Genomic DNA, 16927 nt, shown 5'->3' with positions numbered 1-16927 from the left:
AATCGCTAACTTCTAAAAATCTAACGATCTAATATAACCTGCAAGTTTAATTAAAATGATTTTAAATAACAATGAGTTTTTCACAGTCCATTTACCAGGGGCTGAATGTCAAAGAATTGGAGCAAATTAAACAGTTTGAAAACCATTGGTGTCCGGTTTAAAATTTGAGATTGCTTCACTACGTTCGCAATGACGGGGCTTTGCAGAGGATTAAGACGGTGTCATTGCGAGCAGAGCGAAGCAATCTACTTTCATAATAATAGTTTTTTCCGGACAATAGTGTTTGAAAACAGAAAAGTTTCATCCGTATAAAATTTATTAATTAAGGTCGGATGGAACTCGCATGCAAGAATTTATTCATGTTCTTTTGAGGCAATCATTGCCATGCTCGTTTCATTCGTGTTAAAAAGTCATTTTTAACTCCCAATTAAGACAAATTCTAAGAAGTTAACAGGCCGGGAATTGGTTTTCACAGGTAATCACTATCTTTGTGCTGTTTTTTTCATTCACCAGGGTTCATCCCCTGTGTTAAAAAACAGGCTATTAGCGGCAATGGGCAACACCATCAAAAACCCGTGCCGGATGAATCGATAAAAAAGGAAATTTTCCGAAGGACAAACAATACGCGAATTTATGAACCAACTGGAACTGAGCGAACAGGAAATTATCAGACGGGAAAGTCTGAAAGAATTGGAAAAACTGGGAATTAATCCTTTCCCTGCGGAAGAATTTCCGGTAACCCATTACAGCGAAGACATCAAAAAGGGATTTGAAGAAAATCCTGATGATTTCAAAGAAGTGAGTCTTGCAGGTCGCATCATGGGCCGACGCATCATGGGAAGTGCCTCTTTTGCAGAACTAAAGGATAAGAAGGGGCGGATTCAGATATATCTTCGTCGTGATGACATTTGTCCGGAGGAAGATAAAACATTATACAACACCGTATTTAAGAAATTACTCGACATCGGAGACATCATCGGCATCAAAGGGTTTGTTTTTAAAACCCAGATGGGCGAGATTTCGGTTCATGTAACCTCACTGACTGTTTTGGCCAAATCTCTGCGGCCATTGCCGGTGGTTAAGGAAAAAGACGGAAAAGTTTACGATGCTTTCTCGGATCCTGAGCAACGCTATCGCCAGAGGTATGTGGACCTCATCGTTAATGACCAGGTGCGTGACACTTTCAGAAAAAGGACCCGCATCATCAACTCCATGCGTGAGTTCTTTAATGCAAAAGATTACCTCGAGGTGGAGACCCCCATCCTTCAATCCATTCCGGGTGGTGCTGCGGCACGTCCGTTCATTACCCATCACAACACGCTGGACATGCCACTTTACCTGCGCATCGCCAATGAGCTATACCTCAAAAGGCTGATTGTAGGCGGTTACGAAGGAGTTTACGAGTTCGGAAAAGATTTCCGCAACGAGGGTATGGATCGCACCCACAACCCGGAGTTCACCGTGATGGAAATCTATGTTGCCTACAAAGATTACAAATGGATGATGGACTTCACCGAGGAGATGATCGAAAAGGTGGCAGTTGACCTCCATGGCACTACCAAAGTGCAGGTAGGAGACAAAACAATCGACTTCAAACGTCCCTACAAGCGCATCAGTATGCTCGACGCCATCAAAGAACATACAGGTTACGACATTACCGGAATGGATATCGCCGGGTTACGCAAGGTTTGCGATGAACTGGAGATCGAATATGATGAATCGATGGGTAAAGGAAAGCTGATTGACGAAATCTTCGGTGAAAAATGTGAGGCCTCTTACATTCAGCCGACATTCATTACCGATTATCCGGTGGAGATGTCCCCATTGTGCAAAAAACACAGAGATAATCCGGAGTTGACTGAGCGTTTCGAGCTGATGGTTAACGGTAAAGAGCTGGCCAACGCTTACTCGGAGTTGAACGACCCCATCGACCAGCTGGCCCGATTCCAGGATCAGTTAAAACTTTCGGAAAAAGGAGACGACGAGGCTATGTTTATAGACATGGACTTTGTACGTGCGCTGGAATATGGAATGCCTCCCACTTCAGGAATGGGAATTGGCATTGATCGACTGACAATGTTGATGACCGGTCAGAGCACCATCCAGGAAGTACTGTTTTTCCCTCAGATGCGTCCCGAAAAGAAAAAGGAGCGCGACGGAGAGGAGAAATTTACTGCCATTGGGGTACCTGCAGAATGGGTGCCCGTCATTCACAAAGCCGGATATCTCAAGGTTGAAAATTTAAAAGAGAGCAATCCCAATAAGTTGCACCAGGAATTATGTGGGCTCAACAAAAAGCACAAACTGGGCCTTCAAAATCCCAAACCTGATGAAGTCAAAAACTGGGTAGAGCATTAATAGATCCCAGTCCGTTAAACTGATTAATTCAGACAAAACAAACCAAAGGAACCAAATCAATGACATTTGTCGTTGCTTTCGGTTCCTGTCTATCAATAAATTTGCAGAAACCAAAACAGACAGGCATGGATGAAGAATCGACCATTGGTATTATAGGAAGTGGTAGTTGGGCCACCGCTATTGCCAAGATGGTACTGAATAATTCAGACAGACTGAACTGGTACTTCCGTGAGCAAGAGCACATCGACCGGTTTCGTAAGATGGATCACAATCCAAATTACCTCACATCAGTGGATTTTGACACCGACCAGATATTCTTTTCCACTGACATCAATGAGATTGTAGAGAATTCGGATGTGCTCATCTTTGCTGTACCTTCGGCTTTTCTTAAAGAGTCGTTGGAATCGCTTCGGACCCCACTGAAAGACAAATTTATTGTTTCTGCCATTAAAGGGCTTGTCCCCGATGAGAACCTGATCATCGGCAGTTTTTTCAACAAACACTATGAGGTTCCTATTGATTCTATTGCAGTTATTTCGGGCCCCTGTCACGCAGAAGAGGTAGCTCTGGAAAGACTTTCTTATCTGACCATTGCCTGCCAGGACATTAAAAAAGCCCGGGTGTTTGCATCCCGTCTGGCGTGCTCCTACATCAAGACAACCGTAATTGATGACATATACGGCACTGAGTACTCAGCCGTACTAAAAAACGTGATGGCCATTGCCGCTGGTATCTGCCACGGCCTGGGATATGGAGACAACTTCCAGGCAGTACTTATTTCCAACGGCATACAGGAAATAAAGCGATTTGTGGATACAGTTCATCCCATCACACGCGACATCAAAAGTTCTGCATATCTGGGTGACTTGTTGGTGACTGCCTACTCTCAGTTTTCAAGAAACCGTACTTTCGGGAATATGCTGGGAAAAGGCTATTCGGTAAAAAGTGCGCAACTGGAGATGCTGATGATTGCCGAAGGTTATTATGCAGTAAAAAGCATTGTGGAGATAAATAAGAAATATAAAGTGAACATGCCCATTACCGAAGCTGTTCACAATATAATTTATGAAAAAATCTCACCCGCCATTGAGATTAAACTACTGACGGATCAGTTGAGATAAAAAGAACAGGGTTGAGAGATGAGGGTTGAGTTTTAAAAAGATAAAAACAGAAAGATAAATACATAACGCTATGAAGAACCTTACCATTGATGTGTCACAGGTTGCGCCGGAAGTAACCCAGGACATGATAAACAAAGAACAGGACAACATCCTGAAACAACTTAAAACCCTTACCGACAAGAGCGGGAAAGGTAATGACTTTCTCGGATGGCTTGACCTTCCCGATAACATTGACGGCGATCAGGTGATGTCCATCGAAAAGACAGCCGCAAGACTCCGCGGAAAAGCCGACTATGTAGTAGTAGTGGGTATCGGCGGAAGCTATCTGGGAGCAAGAGCGGTTATCGATGCTCTGAACGACTCGTTTGATCAACTGAAAGATGACCGGAAAAACCCTGCCATTCTTTATGCAGGTCAGAACATTGGAGAAGATTACACCTACGAAATGCTGGATCTGCTCAAAGACAAATCCTTTGGTGTGATTGTCATTTCCAAATCTGGAACCACCACCGAACCGGCCATTGCCTTCCGCGTGCTAAAGGAACTGTTGGAGACCAAATACGATAAAGAAGAAGTAAAAGAACGCATTGTGGCAGTTACCGATGCCAGCAAAGGAGCATTGCGCACCCTGGCGGAGCAGGAAGGTTACGAAACATACGTTATCCCCGACGATGTGGGCGGACGGTTCTCTGTTCTTACACCTGTAGGATTGCTTCCCATTGCCGTTGCCGGATACAGCATCAGTGAACTGGTAAGAGGTGCCAAAGAGATGAAGGCACTCACAGGTACCGATATTCCTTTCGATAAAAACCCTGCAGCTGTTTATGCCGCAGCCCGAAACCTGTTATACCAAAAAGGGAAGAAAATTGAGATCATGGTCAATTATCAGCCCAAATTGCACTATGTATCCGAATGGTGGAAGCAGCTTTATGGCGAAAGCGAAGGAAAAGAGCACAAAGGAATTTTCCCTGCTGCAGTTGACTTCACTACCGACCTGCACAGCATGGGACAATGGATTCAGGAAGGAGAGCGTTCAATTTTTGAAACGGTGGTTTCTGTCGCCGCTGCCAAACACCGGGTCCTGATTCCACGTGATGAAGCCGACCTGGACAAGCTCAACTACCTGGCCGGAAAACGCATTGATGAAGTGAACAAAATGGCCGAATTGGGTACCCGCATTGCTCACACCGACGGAGGAGTCCCCAACATCAGGGTTGAAATCCCCGAACTCAACGAGTATTACCTGGGACAACTGCTCTACTTCTTCGAGAAGGCGTGTGGCATCAGCGGTTACGTGTTAGGAGTCAACCCCTTTGATCAGCCGGGTGTGGAAGCCTACAAGAAAAACATGTTTGCCTTGCTGGGTAAACCGGGATTTGAGCAGGAAACCGAAGCCATAAAAAAAAGGCTGTAACCTTTAAACATAAAGCTGTCTGACATTCAGGCAGCTTTTTTTATTTTAACGCTCCTCATCATCTCCAATAATTATTAAATTCACACCGCGGTACACAAATTAAAGATCAGGTGTTGTTAAATGTTCTCTTTTTCTTAATTTTGCGTCAATTCCCGAATAAAATTGTTAAAATAATGACAGCCACAAAAAAGATAAAATCTGCCTTAATTTCAGTTTTTCATAAAGACGGTCTTGATGACATTGTAAAACAGCTGGACAAACTAGGTGTTACCATCTATTCCACAGGGGGAACACAGTCTTTCATCGAAGGGTTGGGAGTAAAAGTACAATCCGTGGAGTCACTCACCAGTTATCCTTCCATTCTCGGAGGCCGTGTAAAAACACTACATCCCAAAATATTCGGTGGGATCCTGGGACGAAGAGATGATGAAGACCACCGGAAACAGATGTCAGAATATGAAATTCCTGAAATAGATCTTATCATTGTGGATCTGTACCCATTTGAAGACACTGTTGCATCAGGAGCGTCACACCCAGACATCATTGAAAAAATTGACATTGGCGGAATTTCTTTAATCAGAGCCGCCGCCAAGAACTACAAAGATGTAGTGATTGTTCCTTCCAAAGACCAGTATGCACAACTGCACGATGTACTGGTCAACAAAAACGGAGAAACAAATACCGAAGATCGAAAATCCTTTGCTACAGCAGCTTTTGCCGTTTCTTCGGGCTACGATGCCGCCATCTTCAATTATTTCAACAGCGATGAATCTTTCCCCGCTTTCCGAAAGGCTGTCAACGAAAGCAAACCCTTGAGATACGGGGAGAACCCGCATCAAAAAGGAACATTCTTCGGAAAATTTGAGGATTTATTTGAACAGTTGCATGGCAAAGAGATATCGTACAACAACCTGTTGGATATTGATGCCGCCATTTCACTTATCTCAGAATTTGATGAGACCACAGTTGCAATCCTGAAACACAACAATGCCTGCGGACTGGCATCCAGAGATCAGCTTTCCGAAGCCTGGAAAGAAGCTCTCGCCGGAGATCCGGTATCTGCCTTTGGCGGAATCATCATAACCAACAAAGAAGTTACAGCCGATGTGGCCGGCGAAATCAACAAAATATTCTTCGAAGTAATCATTGCACCCGCATACGACCGGGAAGCATTGGACATCCTGCAGCAAAAGAAAAACCGGATCATTCTGATTCAAAAACCATCCTCACTCAACACTTTCAATGCCAGAACGCTTCTAAACGGTGTACTTGTGCAGGATAAAGACAATAAAACTGAGACTCATGAAGATCTGACTACTGTAACTTCCAAGGCACCATCCGATAGAGAAATTGAGGACTTATTATTTGCCAATAAAATAGTAAAGCATTCCAAGTCGAACGCCATCGTGTTGGCAAAAAACAAACAACTCATAGGCAGCGGCATAGGCCAAACCTCCAGGGTTGATGCGCTCAGACAGGCCATTGCCAAAGCACAGGCTTTTGAATTTGACATGGAAGAAGCTGTAATGGCCTCTGATGCCTTCTTCCCTTTTGCCGACTCGGTGGAAATAGCCCGGGAAGCAGGAATAAGCTCCGTAATACAACCGGGAGGCTCCGTGCGTGACAAAGACTCCGTAGATTTCTGTGATGCACACAATATGTCCATGGTGTTTTCGGGCACCCGTCATTTTAAACATTAACAAAACCAAATACAATGGGATTATTTTCATTCTTGTCACAAGAGTTGGCCATGGACCTGGGAACCGCCAACACCATCATTATACAAAACGACAAAATAGTTGTGGATGAGCCCAGTATTGTTGCATTAAACCGGCGTACCGATAAGCTGGAAGCTATTGGTGAGAAAGCACGCCAGATGCATGGGAAAACACACGACAATATATACACCATTCGTCCTCTTCGCGATGGCGTTATCGCCGACTTTAATGCTGCCGAACAAATGATTCGGGGCATGATCAAAATGATCAACAAAAAGGGACAGCTTTTCACTCCGTCACTGACTATGGTAATCTGTATTCCATCGGGTAGTACGGAGGTGGAAATTCGTGCTGTACGCGACTCCGGGGAACATGCCGGTGGACGGGAAGTTTATATGATTTATGAACCCATGGCAGCAGCTCTGGGAATCGGGCTTGATGTGGAGGCCCCCGAAGGCAACATGGTGGTGGACATAGGTGGAGGTACCACCGAGATCGCCGTGATCTCGCTGGGCGGAATTGTAACCAACAAATCAATCCGCATTGCCGGGGATGACCTTACGGCAGACATTATGGAATACATGCGTCGTCAGCACAACATAAAAATCGGAGAACGAACTGCCGAAGAGATTAAAATCAGAGTAGGATCGGCACTTCCCGAATTGGATGAGCCTCCGGCAGATTATATTGTTCAGGGGCCCAACCAGATGACTGCATTACCCATCGAGGTTCCTGTTTCCTATCAGGAAATATCGCACTGTCTGGAAAAATCGATCTCCAAGATGGAGACCGCCATCCTGAATGCGCTGGAACAAACACCTCCGGAATTGTATGCCGACATCGTAAACAATGGTATTTACCTGGCAGGTGGAGGTGCATTGCTCAGAGGATTGGACAAGCGATTGACCGACAAAATCAACATTCCTTTCCACATTGCAGAGGACCCGTTGCATGCAGTGGCCCGCGGAACCGGCATTGCCCTTAAAAACCGTCACAAGTTCTCGTTCCTGATGAGATAGACCCGAATTAAAAACACAAGATGAGAAACTTCATCCGTTTCATCATTCGAAACCATTTTTTGCTGCTGTTTCTGTTATTGGAGATAGTCAGCTTCTATTTCATATTTAATTACAATCAGTATCACAGAAAGGTATATCTGAGTTCATCCAATCAGGTATCAGGCTATTTGTACGAAAGATTCAGTTCAGTAATACAATACTTTGAACTGAAAAGGACCAACGAAGAGCTGGCCAGAGAAAATGCAGAATTACGCAATCAACTGGATAAGAATTCTTTTTATGCCCCAATGCTTCCGGAGATTGAAGTGGACACAGTGGCAGCTCAGCAATACCGATACTCTGCTGCCCGGGTAATCAACAACTCAGTAAACAAACACTTTAATTATCTCACACTAAACAAAGGCCGGAAGGATGGCATCGCCCCTGACATGGGAGTCATCTCATCGAGAGGTCTGGTGGGGGTAGTGCTCAACACATCGGAAAACTACTCCACTGTTATTTCGGTCCTCAACACGCGGCTCAGAATCTCGGCCCGGTTGCGTGAGACCGGCTTCTTTGGATCACTCTACTGGGATGCAGGTTCCTACAGGTATGCCACGCTGAGCGGAATTCCTGCTCATGCCACCCCGCTTGTGGGAGACGCAGTAGTATCCAGTGGTTATTCCTCGATTTTCCCTGAGAACGTGCTGATTGGAACCATCGACAAGGTAACCATTGACCAGGGAGAGGGATTTTACGAGATACGCGTATTGTTATCTGTTGATTTTAAGAATCTGGAATATGTTCACATCGTTGAAAAACTGGAAGCTCAGGAGCGATTGGAACTGGAAAAACTAAGTGAAGATGATTAATCTGCTGCCAAGATATCTGTTTAACTTTGTAATACTGATATTACTCCAGGTATTGTTGCTAAACAACCTGCAGTTTAGCGGCTATGTAAATCCGTATCTATACATCTTATTCATCATCACACTTCCCTTCAGCACCCCAAAGTGGTTGCTGCTGGTGCTTGGTTTTATCACAGGACTCATCATCGACATTTTCATGAATACGCTGGGGCTTCATGCATCAGCCACGGTTTTCATGGCCTTTCTGAGGCCTTTCATACTCAGCTCCTTTTCTCCCAGGGACGGCTATGAAGTAGGAACCAGACCTGTACCTTCGGACTACGGATTTGGATGGTTTTTCAAATATATGGGCATAATGGTGGCCACGCATCATCTGTTTTATTTCTTTGTTGAAGCTTTTGATAAAGAATTGTTTATGGCCACCTTGTCAAAAAGCATTGTAAGTACCCTGGTTACGGTATTGTTTGTTTTAATTGCCATGCTTTTTGCCAAACGAGATTCCAACACATTGTAACCTCTTAAAAACAGAGCGTAAGTGGGAAACACCAATAACAGAACAATCGTCATCGGTTTGATAGTTTTGCTGTTAAGTCTTATATACATTGTAAGGCTTTTCATGCTGCAGGTGTATGACCCGTCTTACAAGTTTTCGGCGGAGAGCAATGCCCGTCGTAAAATCACGGAATTCCCCTCCCGGGGATTGATTTACGACAGAAACGGAGCCTTGATGGTTTCCAATCAGGCAGTTTATGACATCATGGTTGTTCCCCGCGAAACGGAAGCTCTGGACACCCTGGAGCTGGCTCGCAGCATGGGGATTGAGCTGAGCGAAGTTCGCAATCTGTTTAGTGAAATGCGCAACCGGCTCAGACAACGTCAGATTTCATCCTTTCAGCCATCCGTGTTTTACAAGCAGATGCCAGCAGAGAAGTTCGGAGCTTTTCAGGAAAAACTCTTCAAGTTCAAAGGATTCTACGGACAGCGAAGGATTGTCCGAAAATACGAACATGAAACAGCAGCCAATGTTTTGGGCTATGTGGGTGAAATAAATGAATCGCAATTAAAGAAAGACCCCTATTACACCCAGGGTGACTACTGGGGCATCAGCGGCGTTGAAAAAACATACGAAGCAGCACTTCGCGGAGAAAAAGGGGCCAGTTATGTATTGGTGGATGTTCATGGCCGGCAAAAAGGCGCTTTTCGCGACGGAGACCATGATGAACCGGCAGTATCCGGTAAAGATCTGACTCTGACACTGGATCATGAACTACAATTGTACGGAGAAAAACTCATGCAGAATAAGGTGGGAAGCATTGTTGCCATAGAGCCATCCACCGGTGAAATTTTAGCAATGGTTTCTTCACCATCTTACAATCCCTCACTGCTTATTGGACGGGAGCGAAACGAAAACTTTCCAAAACTGGCAACCGACACACTCTACCCCTTGTTTAACAGACCTTTGCAATCGGGTTACCCTCCGGGATCCACCTTTAAAACCATTATGGCCCTCATTGGCCTGCAGGAAGGAGTAATAACCCCGGCATCCCGCTTTGGCTGCCAAATGGGCTATCATACCCGTGCCCTTTCGGTAGGTTGTCACTCACACCCCAGTCCCCTGGATCTTGAGGCCTCCATCCAGATGTCCTGTAATGCCTATTATTGTCATGTTTTCAGAAATGTACTGGACAATCCCGAATATGGCTCTCCCAAAACTGGTCTTGACAAATGGAAAGATTATCTGGTAAATTTTGGATTTGGCTACCGTTTAGGGACCGATCTGAGCAATGAAGGAAGAGGGTTTGTGCCCAACAGCAACTATTACGATCAGATTTACTCAGGCAGTTGGGCTTCACTTACAGTTATTTCGTTGGCCATTGGTCAGGGTGAGCTGCTTACTACACCTATCCAAATGGCCAATATGACAGCTGCCATTGCCAACCGGGGGTACTGGCACATCCCCCATGTAGCCCGGGAAATTGAAAACGATACCATTCCCACAAAATTCAAAAAGCCCCATTATGTGGGAATTGATTCAGCGCATTTTGTTCCGGTAGTTGACGGAATGGAACAAGCCATCTGGGGCGGAGCAGGGAGTACAGCACGCATAGCCCAGATACCGGGAGTTACCATTTGCGGAAAAACAGGAACAGCCGAAAACCCTCATGGAGACGACCACAGTATCTTCATTGCTTTTGCTCCCAAAGACAATCCCAAAATCGCTGTGGCCACCTATGTGGAAAACGGCACATTTGGAGCCACCTACGGAGCGCCCATTTCCAGCCTGATTATTGAAAAATACTTAAACAAAGAGATACACCGCTCACGAAAATGGATAGAACAACGAATGTTGGATGCAGACCTGATAAATAAGGATGAGAGCAACGATTAGATCATACAAGAACATTGACTGGATGACAGTGGTCATTTATGCCCTGCTGGTAACTTTTGGTTGGGTAAACATCTATGCCGCCAATTTTGACCCTGAGGATATTTCCGGAATTACACTTGCCTCCGAGCCCGGCAAACAATTAATCTGGATTGGTCTGTCGATAATAATGATTGGTGTTCTTTTTCTTATTGACAGTAAGTTTTTTGTGGAGTTTGCTTATATATTCTTTGGCATCTCTATCCTGTTATTAATTATGGCACTGTTATTTGGAGTCGAGATCAACGGAGCCAAGGCATGGTTTAAAATAGGCTCCATCCGGTTGCAGCCGGCCGAGATGACAAAGGTGGCCGCCGGCCTCGCTCTGGCAAGAGTGATGAGCAGATACAATTTCAATATGTCAAAACTGCGCTATATCCTGAAAATGGGCGTAATCGTTTTTCTTCCGGCCATCATCATTTTGTTGCAAAACGACACCGGTTCCGCTCTGGTTTATGCAGCCTTTTTCCTGGTCTTCTTCCGGGAAGGAATGTCGCCGGTTTTTCTTTTTCTCATCGCACTCGCAGCAGTAATCCTTATTGCATCATTGCTCTACCCCATCATTTACCTCATTTTAGGAATCTTCCTGCTTTTTGCCGGTTACATCTATTTATCCAAACAAAAACGACTGGCAGTAATTACATCAGCCATAACAGCCGGAGGTTTTCTGATTGTTTACAGTGCCGGAAAACTTACTGGATGGGACACAGGGCTGGTTATTCCTCTGATTGCAGGAATCGCCGCATCAAGCTTGTTTTTGGGATTCAAAGTATTAATCAGGAGACTTCCCCAGATTGGTGTTGCCTTAATCATACTTTGGGGTTTGACCGCCTATACCTACTCGACGAATTATTTTTTCGATTCTGTTTTATCGGAATATCAAAGGAACAGGATACTGGTAATGCTGGGGTTGGAAAATGACCCACAGGGAATCGGTTATAATGTTAATCAGTCAAAAATAGCCATCGGCTCGGGAGGGTTTTACGGGAAAGGATTCCTCCAGGGCACCCAAACGAAATTTGATTTTGTCCCGGAACAAACCACCGACTTTATATTCTGTACCGTAGGAGAAGAGTGGGGATTCATCGGAACCACCTTTGTAATTCTTCTGTTTCTGACTCTTTTGCTAAGAATCATTTTTCTTGCCGAGCGACAGCATTCGGCCTTTAGCAGGATTTATGGTTACGGAGTCGCTGCCATTTTTTTCATGCACATAGCCATTAACATTGGTATGACCATTGGTCTGGCCCCTGTAATCGGGATTCCCCTACCATTTTTCAGCTATGGAGGTTCTTCATTCTGGGGCTTTACCATCCTGTTATTCATCTTCCTGAAACTGGATACCAACAGAGCTGAATTAATTCGATAGAATGATTTTATTTTGAATCGGCAACCCGCTGATTTGCATCAAAAGAAAATTTTATCGAAAAATCAGATTACGAAAGATTTTTCCTTTTCGTTATATTTGGATGATTTTTTAGAAAACATCCGCTTAACCCAACACACAAAACATTAATGCACACAAACGAGAGGTAACAAACAATGTTGCAAAACTATTCTGAAGATACCATACGCACACTTGACTGGAAAGAACACATCAGGCGTCGTCCGGGTATGTACATCGGAAAACTCGGTGACGGTAACTTTGCCGATGATGGAATTTATGTACTGATCAAAGAGGTCATGGACAATTCCATTGACGAATACATGATGGGTTTCGGCAAAAAAATCAAAATTGATTTGGACGAAAAACGCCTGGCTATTCGTGACTATGGCCGGGGCGTTCCGTTGGGAAAAGTGATTGATGTAGCCAGTAAAATGAATACCGGTGCCAAGTATGATAGTAAGGTATTTAAGAAGTCGGTAGGACTCAACGGGGTTGGTATCAAAGCAGTCAACGCACTCTCTTCCAGGTTTGTCATACAAGCGTTTCGGGACGGTCAGACCAAAAAAGTTGTCTTTAGCGAAGGAGAATTGGTGGAAGAATCTCCCGTAGAGCCCACCAAAGAAAGCAACGGCACGTTTGTGGAGTTTCTTCCCGACGAATCAATCTTCGGGGAATATGCATTCAAAGAAGAATACATTAGTTCTTTACTGAGGAATTACACCTATCTCAATGCCGGACTGGCCATTCACTTCAACGGAGAGGTCTATCGTTCTGAAAACGGATTATTGGACTTGTTGGACGAGCAGATGACCGAAACCGGCCTGTATAAGATTATCTCTCTCAAAGACGACGATCTGGAAGTGGCTGTAACCCATTGTGACCAGTATGGCGAGGAATATTACACTTTTGTTAATGGCCAGCACACTACCCAGGGCGGAACTCACCTGATCGCATTCCGCGAAGCATATGTAAAGACCATTCGGGAATTTTTCAACAAAAATTTTGATGTAGCCGATATTCGCTCCGGAATTGTGGCAGCGGTGAGTATCAAAATTGAAGAACCGGTTTTTGAATCACAGACAAAAACCAAATTAGGTTCCAAGGACATGTCCCCGGGCGGGACATCGGTTCGCAATTATGTTCTGGATTTTGTAAAGGGAAAACTGGACAACTTCCTGCACAAAAATCAGGAAATAGCCGAAATCATCCACAAAAAAATTCTCGAATCGGAAAAAGAACGCAAGGCCATTTCCGGCATCCAGAAGCTGGCACGTGAAAGGGCAAAGAAAGTGAGCCTGCACAACAAAAAGCTGCGCGACTGCCGCATCCATTTCGACTCTAACCATGAGCGAAAAATGGAAACTTCCATTTTCCTTACCGAGGGCGATTCGGCGTCCGGGTCAATTACCAAAGCCCGGGACGTTGGTACACAAGCAGTTTTCAGTCTTAAAGGTAAACCTCTGAACACCTACGGCCTCACGCGAAAAGTGGTTTACGAAAATGAAGAATTCAACCTGCTGCAGGCAGCCTTGAATATAGAGGAGGGACTTGAAACCCTGCGATACAATAAGGTCATCATCGCTACTGATGCCGACGTGGACGGAATGCACATCCGCCTTCTGCTGCTGACCTTTTTCCTGCAGTTCTTCCCCGAGCTGGTAAAAAACGGTCACCTCTACATCTTGCAGACCCCGTTGTTCAGAGTTCGGAATAAAAAAGAGAGCTTTTATTGCTACAATGACCAGGAGCGTTATGAAGCCATGAAAAAGCTGGGTAAGAATGCCGAGATTACCCGATTCAAAGGTTTGGGAGAAATTTCTCCGGATGAATTTACTCATTTCATTAACAGAGACATTCGCCTGGAGCCCGTAAAAATGAAGAAAGAAGATGCTTTTAAGGATGTTCTGGATTTTTACATGGGAAAAAACACTCCCGACAGACAAAATTTCATCATTGACAATCTTGTGGTTGACGAAGAAATGCTATAAAAATGACTGACGAAAACGATAAATATCCTGAAGTACCAGGAGAGCCCGAAGAGGAAAACAAAGAAGAAGTCAACAATTCCGATAATCCCGTTTCACCGGCAGAAACAGAACCTGAAGTAAAAGTCACTGCCCTTCAGGGAATGTATCGCACATGGTTTCTGGATTACGCCTCCTATGTGATTCTGGAACGGGCTGTACCTCATCTCAATGACGGTTTAAAGCCTGTGCAACGACGTATTCTGCACGCCATGCGCAGAATGGAGGACGGCAGATACAATAAAGTGGCCAATATCATTGGTTTTACCATGCAGTTTCACCCGCACGGTGATGCCTCCATTGGCGATGCGCTGGTTCAGCTGGGTCAGAAAAATCTGCTGATTGACATGCAGGGAAACTGGGGTAACGTCTTTACCGGGGACCGTGCTGCAGCCCCCCGTTACATAGAAGCCCGACTGACCAAATTTGCCCAGGAAGTGGTATTTAATCCAAAAACCACCGAATGGAAACCCTCATACGATGGCCGTAACCAGGAACCGGTAACGCTTCCGGTTAAGTTTCCCCTTTTGCTGGCTCAAGGGGTGGAAGGAATTGCCGTAGGTCTGGCCTCCAAAATCCTTCCACACAACATCGCCGAACTCATTGATGCCTCCATTGCACATCTTAAAGGGCAATCCTTTGAGTTATACCCCGATTTCCCGACAGGCGGAATGATGGATGTATCGCGCTATAACGACGGTCTGCGTGGTGGAGCAGTAAGAGTACGTGCCAAAATCAGTAAACTGGATAACCGTACCCTGGTTATTTCAGATATTCCTTTTGGAAGAAATACCTCTTCCCTCATTGAGTCAATATTGAAAGCCAATGAGAAAGGTAAGATAAAAATCAAAAAAATTGATGACAACACAGCCCAAAAGGTAGAGATTCAGGTGCACCTTCCGGCCAATACCTCGCCCGATAAAACCATTGATGCGCTATACGCTTTCACCGATTGCGAATTGTCTATTTCGCCCAACTCCTGTGTAATTCGTGATGAGAAACCCGCATTTCTCGGAGTTAGTGAAATCCTGAAACACAACACCAACCACACCGTTCACTTGCTGACCCGGGAACTGGAAATCAGAAAAGGAGAACTGGAAGAGGCATGGCACATGTCATCGCTGGAAAAAATATTCATTGAAAATAAGATTTACCAGCGCATTGAAGATTGTGAGACCTATGAGGCCATCATCAAAACCATTGATCACGGACTGGATCCCTTCAAATCCCTTCTGCGACGCAAGGTTACCCGCGATGACATTCTCAAACTAATGGAAATTCGAATTAAAAGAATTTCAAAATACGACTCGAAAAAAGCCGACGAATACATCGCTTCGCTGGAAGAAGAACTGGAACAGGTGGAGTACAACCTCAACAACATTATACCTTTTGCCATTGAATATTACAAAGGGCTGAAGAAAAGATACAGTTCGCATTATCCGAGAATGACGGAAATCAGAAGTTTTGAAAACATCGAAGCTTCCAAGGTCGTGGTGAAAAACGAAAAGCTCTTCATCAACCGTGAGGATGGATTTGTGGGAACAGCATTGAAGAAAGATGAATTTGTCTGCAACTGTTCCGACATTGACGATATAATAATTTTCTATAAGGACGGCCGATACCTGATAACAAAGGTACAGGACAAAGCATTTGTGGGAAAAAACATCATTCACATCGCTGTTTTCAAACGCAACGATTCCCGTACCATTTACAACGTGGTTTACCGCGATGGCAAACAAGGTAACACATACATAAAACGATTTGCTGTAACGGGAGTTACCCGCGACAAGGAGTACAACCTTACCAAAGGAAAGGATGGCTCAGAAGTAATCTACTTCAGCGCAAACCCCAACGGCGAAGCGGAAGTATTGAAAGTCACCCTGAAGCCGCGTGCACGTTTGCGCAATCAGATATTTGAATTCGACATGGCCGAACAGGCCATTAAAGGACGTGGTGCACAGGGAAATATCCTGACCAAATATGCCATTCACAAGATTGTGCTGAAAAAGAAAGGCGAAAGTACCCTGGGAGGCCGAAAAATATGGTTTGAACCGGAAATCCTTCGTCTCAATGTGGATGGAAGAGGCAAGTATCTGGGCGAATTCCACGGCGGTGACCAGATTTTGGTAATGACCAAAGACGGCCAATTCTTCCAGACCTCTTATGACCTTGCCAATCATTATGAGGACAATATCCTGTATATCGAGAAATTTGATACTGAAGTTGTATGGTCGGCAGTTTACTACGATGCAGATCAGGACTTTTACTACCTGAAGCGCTTCCAGGCAGAACAGGTTAGTAAACCTCAGCGATTTATCGGAGACAACCCGAAATCACATCTGGTTCGGTTGACTCATGTGGATTACCCCCGACTGGAGATAAAATTTGGCGGAGAAGATAAAGACCGCGAGAAAGTCATCGTCGAAGTTGCTGAATTTATCAACATAAAAGGATACAAAGCTAAAGGGAAGAGGCTTACAACCTATCAGATTCATAAAATAATGGAACTGGAGCCCATCATTAAAGATGAACCAAAGCCTGAGGATCCTGAAGACGAGGAACCCGATAGCGATGAGGAGGAAGAGGACAACAGCCAGATGTCAATTTTTTAAT

11 protein-coding genes are annotated in these 16927 nt (G+C 44.7%); all 11 read left to right on the top strand.

What is annotated here, in order from left to right:
* The first annotated feature begins 633 nt into the window (after window positions 1–633).
* The 11 genes from lysS to BY457_RS00115 all read left to right on the top strand — a co-directional run bounded on the left by lysS (window position 634) and on the right by BY457_RS00115 (window position 16926).
* The gene (gene lysS / locus BY457_RS00165; protein ID WP_106151325.1) at window positions 634–2358 is read left to right on the top strand and encodes a lysine--tRNA ligase; all 1725 of its coding nucleotides are present in this window, start codon (window positions 634–636) and stop codon (window positions 2356–2358) included.
* Between the two features lie 125 nt (window positions 2359–2483).
* The gene (locus BY457_RS00160; RefSeq protein ID WP_106151324.1) at window positions 2484–3479 is read left to right on the top strand and encodes an NAD(P)H-dependent glycerol-3-phosphate dehydrogenase; all 996 of its coding nucleotides are present in this window, start codon (window positions 2484–2486) and stop codon (window positions 3477–3479) included.
* Window positions 3480–3549: 70 nt separating this feature from the next.
* Window positions 3550–4893 (top strand): glucose-6-phosphate isomerase, encoded by a 1344-nt coding sequence (locus BY457_RS00155; protein WP_106151323.1) that lies wholly within the window; start codon window positions 3550–3552, stop codon window positions 4891–4893.
* A gap of 173 nt (window positions 4894–5066) precedes the next feature.
* Window positions 5067–6593: a bifunctional phosphoribosylaminoimidazolecarboxamide formyltransferase/IMP cyclohydrolase gene (gene purH, locus BY457_RS00150; protein WP_106151322.1), complete on the top strand. Its 1527-nt coding sequence runs from the start codon at window positions 5067–5069 to the stop codon at window positions 6591–6593.
* Between the two features lie 14 nt (window positions 6594–6607).
* On the top strand, window positions 6608–7630 hold the full coding sequence (locus tag BY457_RS00145) for a rod shape-determining protein (RefSeq protein ID WP_010663400.1): 1023 nt from the start codon (window positions 6608–6610) through the stop codon (window positions 7628–7630).
* 20 nt (window positions 7631–7650) lie between these two features.
* The gene (mreC, locus tag BY457_RS00140; RefSeq protein ID WP_106151321.1) at window positions 7651–8481 is read left to right on the top strand and encodes a rod shape-determining protein MreC; all 831 of its coding nucleotides are present in this window, start codon (window positions 7651–7653) and stop codon (window positions 8479–8481) included.
* Window positions 8474–8992, top strand: a complete 519-nt coding sequence (gene mreD, locus BY457_RS00135; RefSeq protein WP_106151320.1) for a rod shape-determining protein MreD — start codon at window positions 8474–8476, stop codon at window positions 8990–8992. Before mreC ends, mreD begins: the two co-directional genes overlap by 8 nt.
* A gap of 21 nt (window positions 8993–9013) precedes the next feature.
* Window positions 9014–10867 (top strand): penicillin-binding protein 2, encoded by a 1854-nt coding sequence (mrdA, locus tag BY457_RS00130; RefSeq protein ID WP_106151319.1) that lies wholly within the window; start codon window positions 9014–9016, stop codon window positions 10865–10867.
* Entirely contained in the window at window positions 10851–12272 is a 1422-nt protein-coding gene (gene rodA, locus BY457_RS00125; protein WP_106151318.1) for a rod shape-determining protein RodA, read from the top strand. The genes mrdA and rodA overlap by 17 nt, the downstream gene beginning before the upstream one ends.
* Before the next feature lie 173 nt (window positions 12273–12445).
* Window positions 12446–14278: a DNA topoisomerase IV subunit B gene (locus tag BY457_RS00120; RefSeq protein ID WP_106151317.1), complete on the top strand. Its 1833-nt coding sequence runs from the start codon at window positions 12446–12448 to the stop codon at window positions 14276–14278.
* Window positions 14279–14280: 2 nt separating this feature from the next.
* The gene (locus tag BY457_RS00115) at window positions 14281–16926 is read left to right on the top strand and encodes a DNA gyrase/topoisomerase IV subunit A (protein ID WP_106151316.1); all 2646 of its coding nucleotides are present in this window, start codon (window positions 14281–14283) and stop codon (window positions 16924–16926) included.
* Window position 16927: the final 1 nt, after the last annotated feature.

The sequence above is a fragment of the Marinilabilia salmonicolor genome, from assembly GCF_003003035.1.
GTDB classification, from domain to species: domain Bacteria; phylum Bacteroidota; class Bacteroidia; order Bacteroidales; family Marinilabiliaceae; genus Marinilabilia; species Marinilabilia salmonicolor_A.
This window is presented reverse-complemented; position numbering and strand designations above follow the sequence as displayed.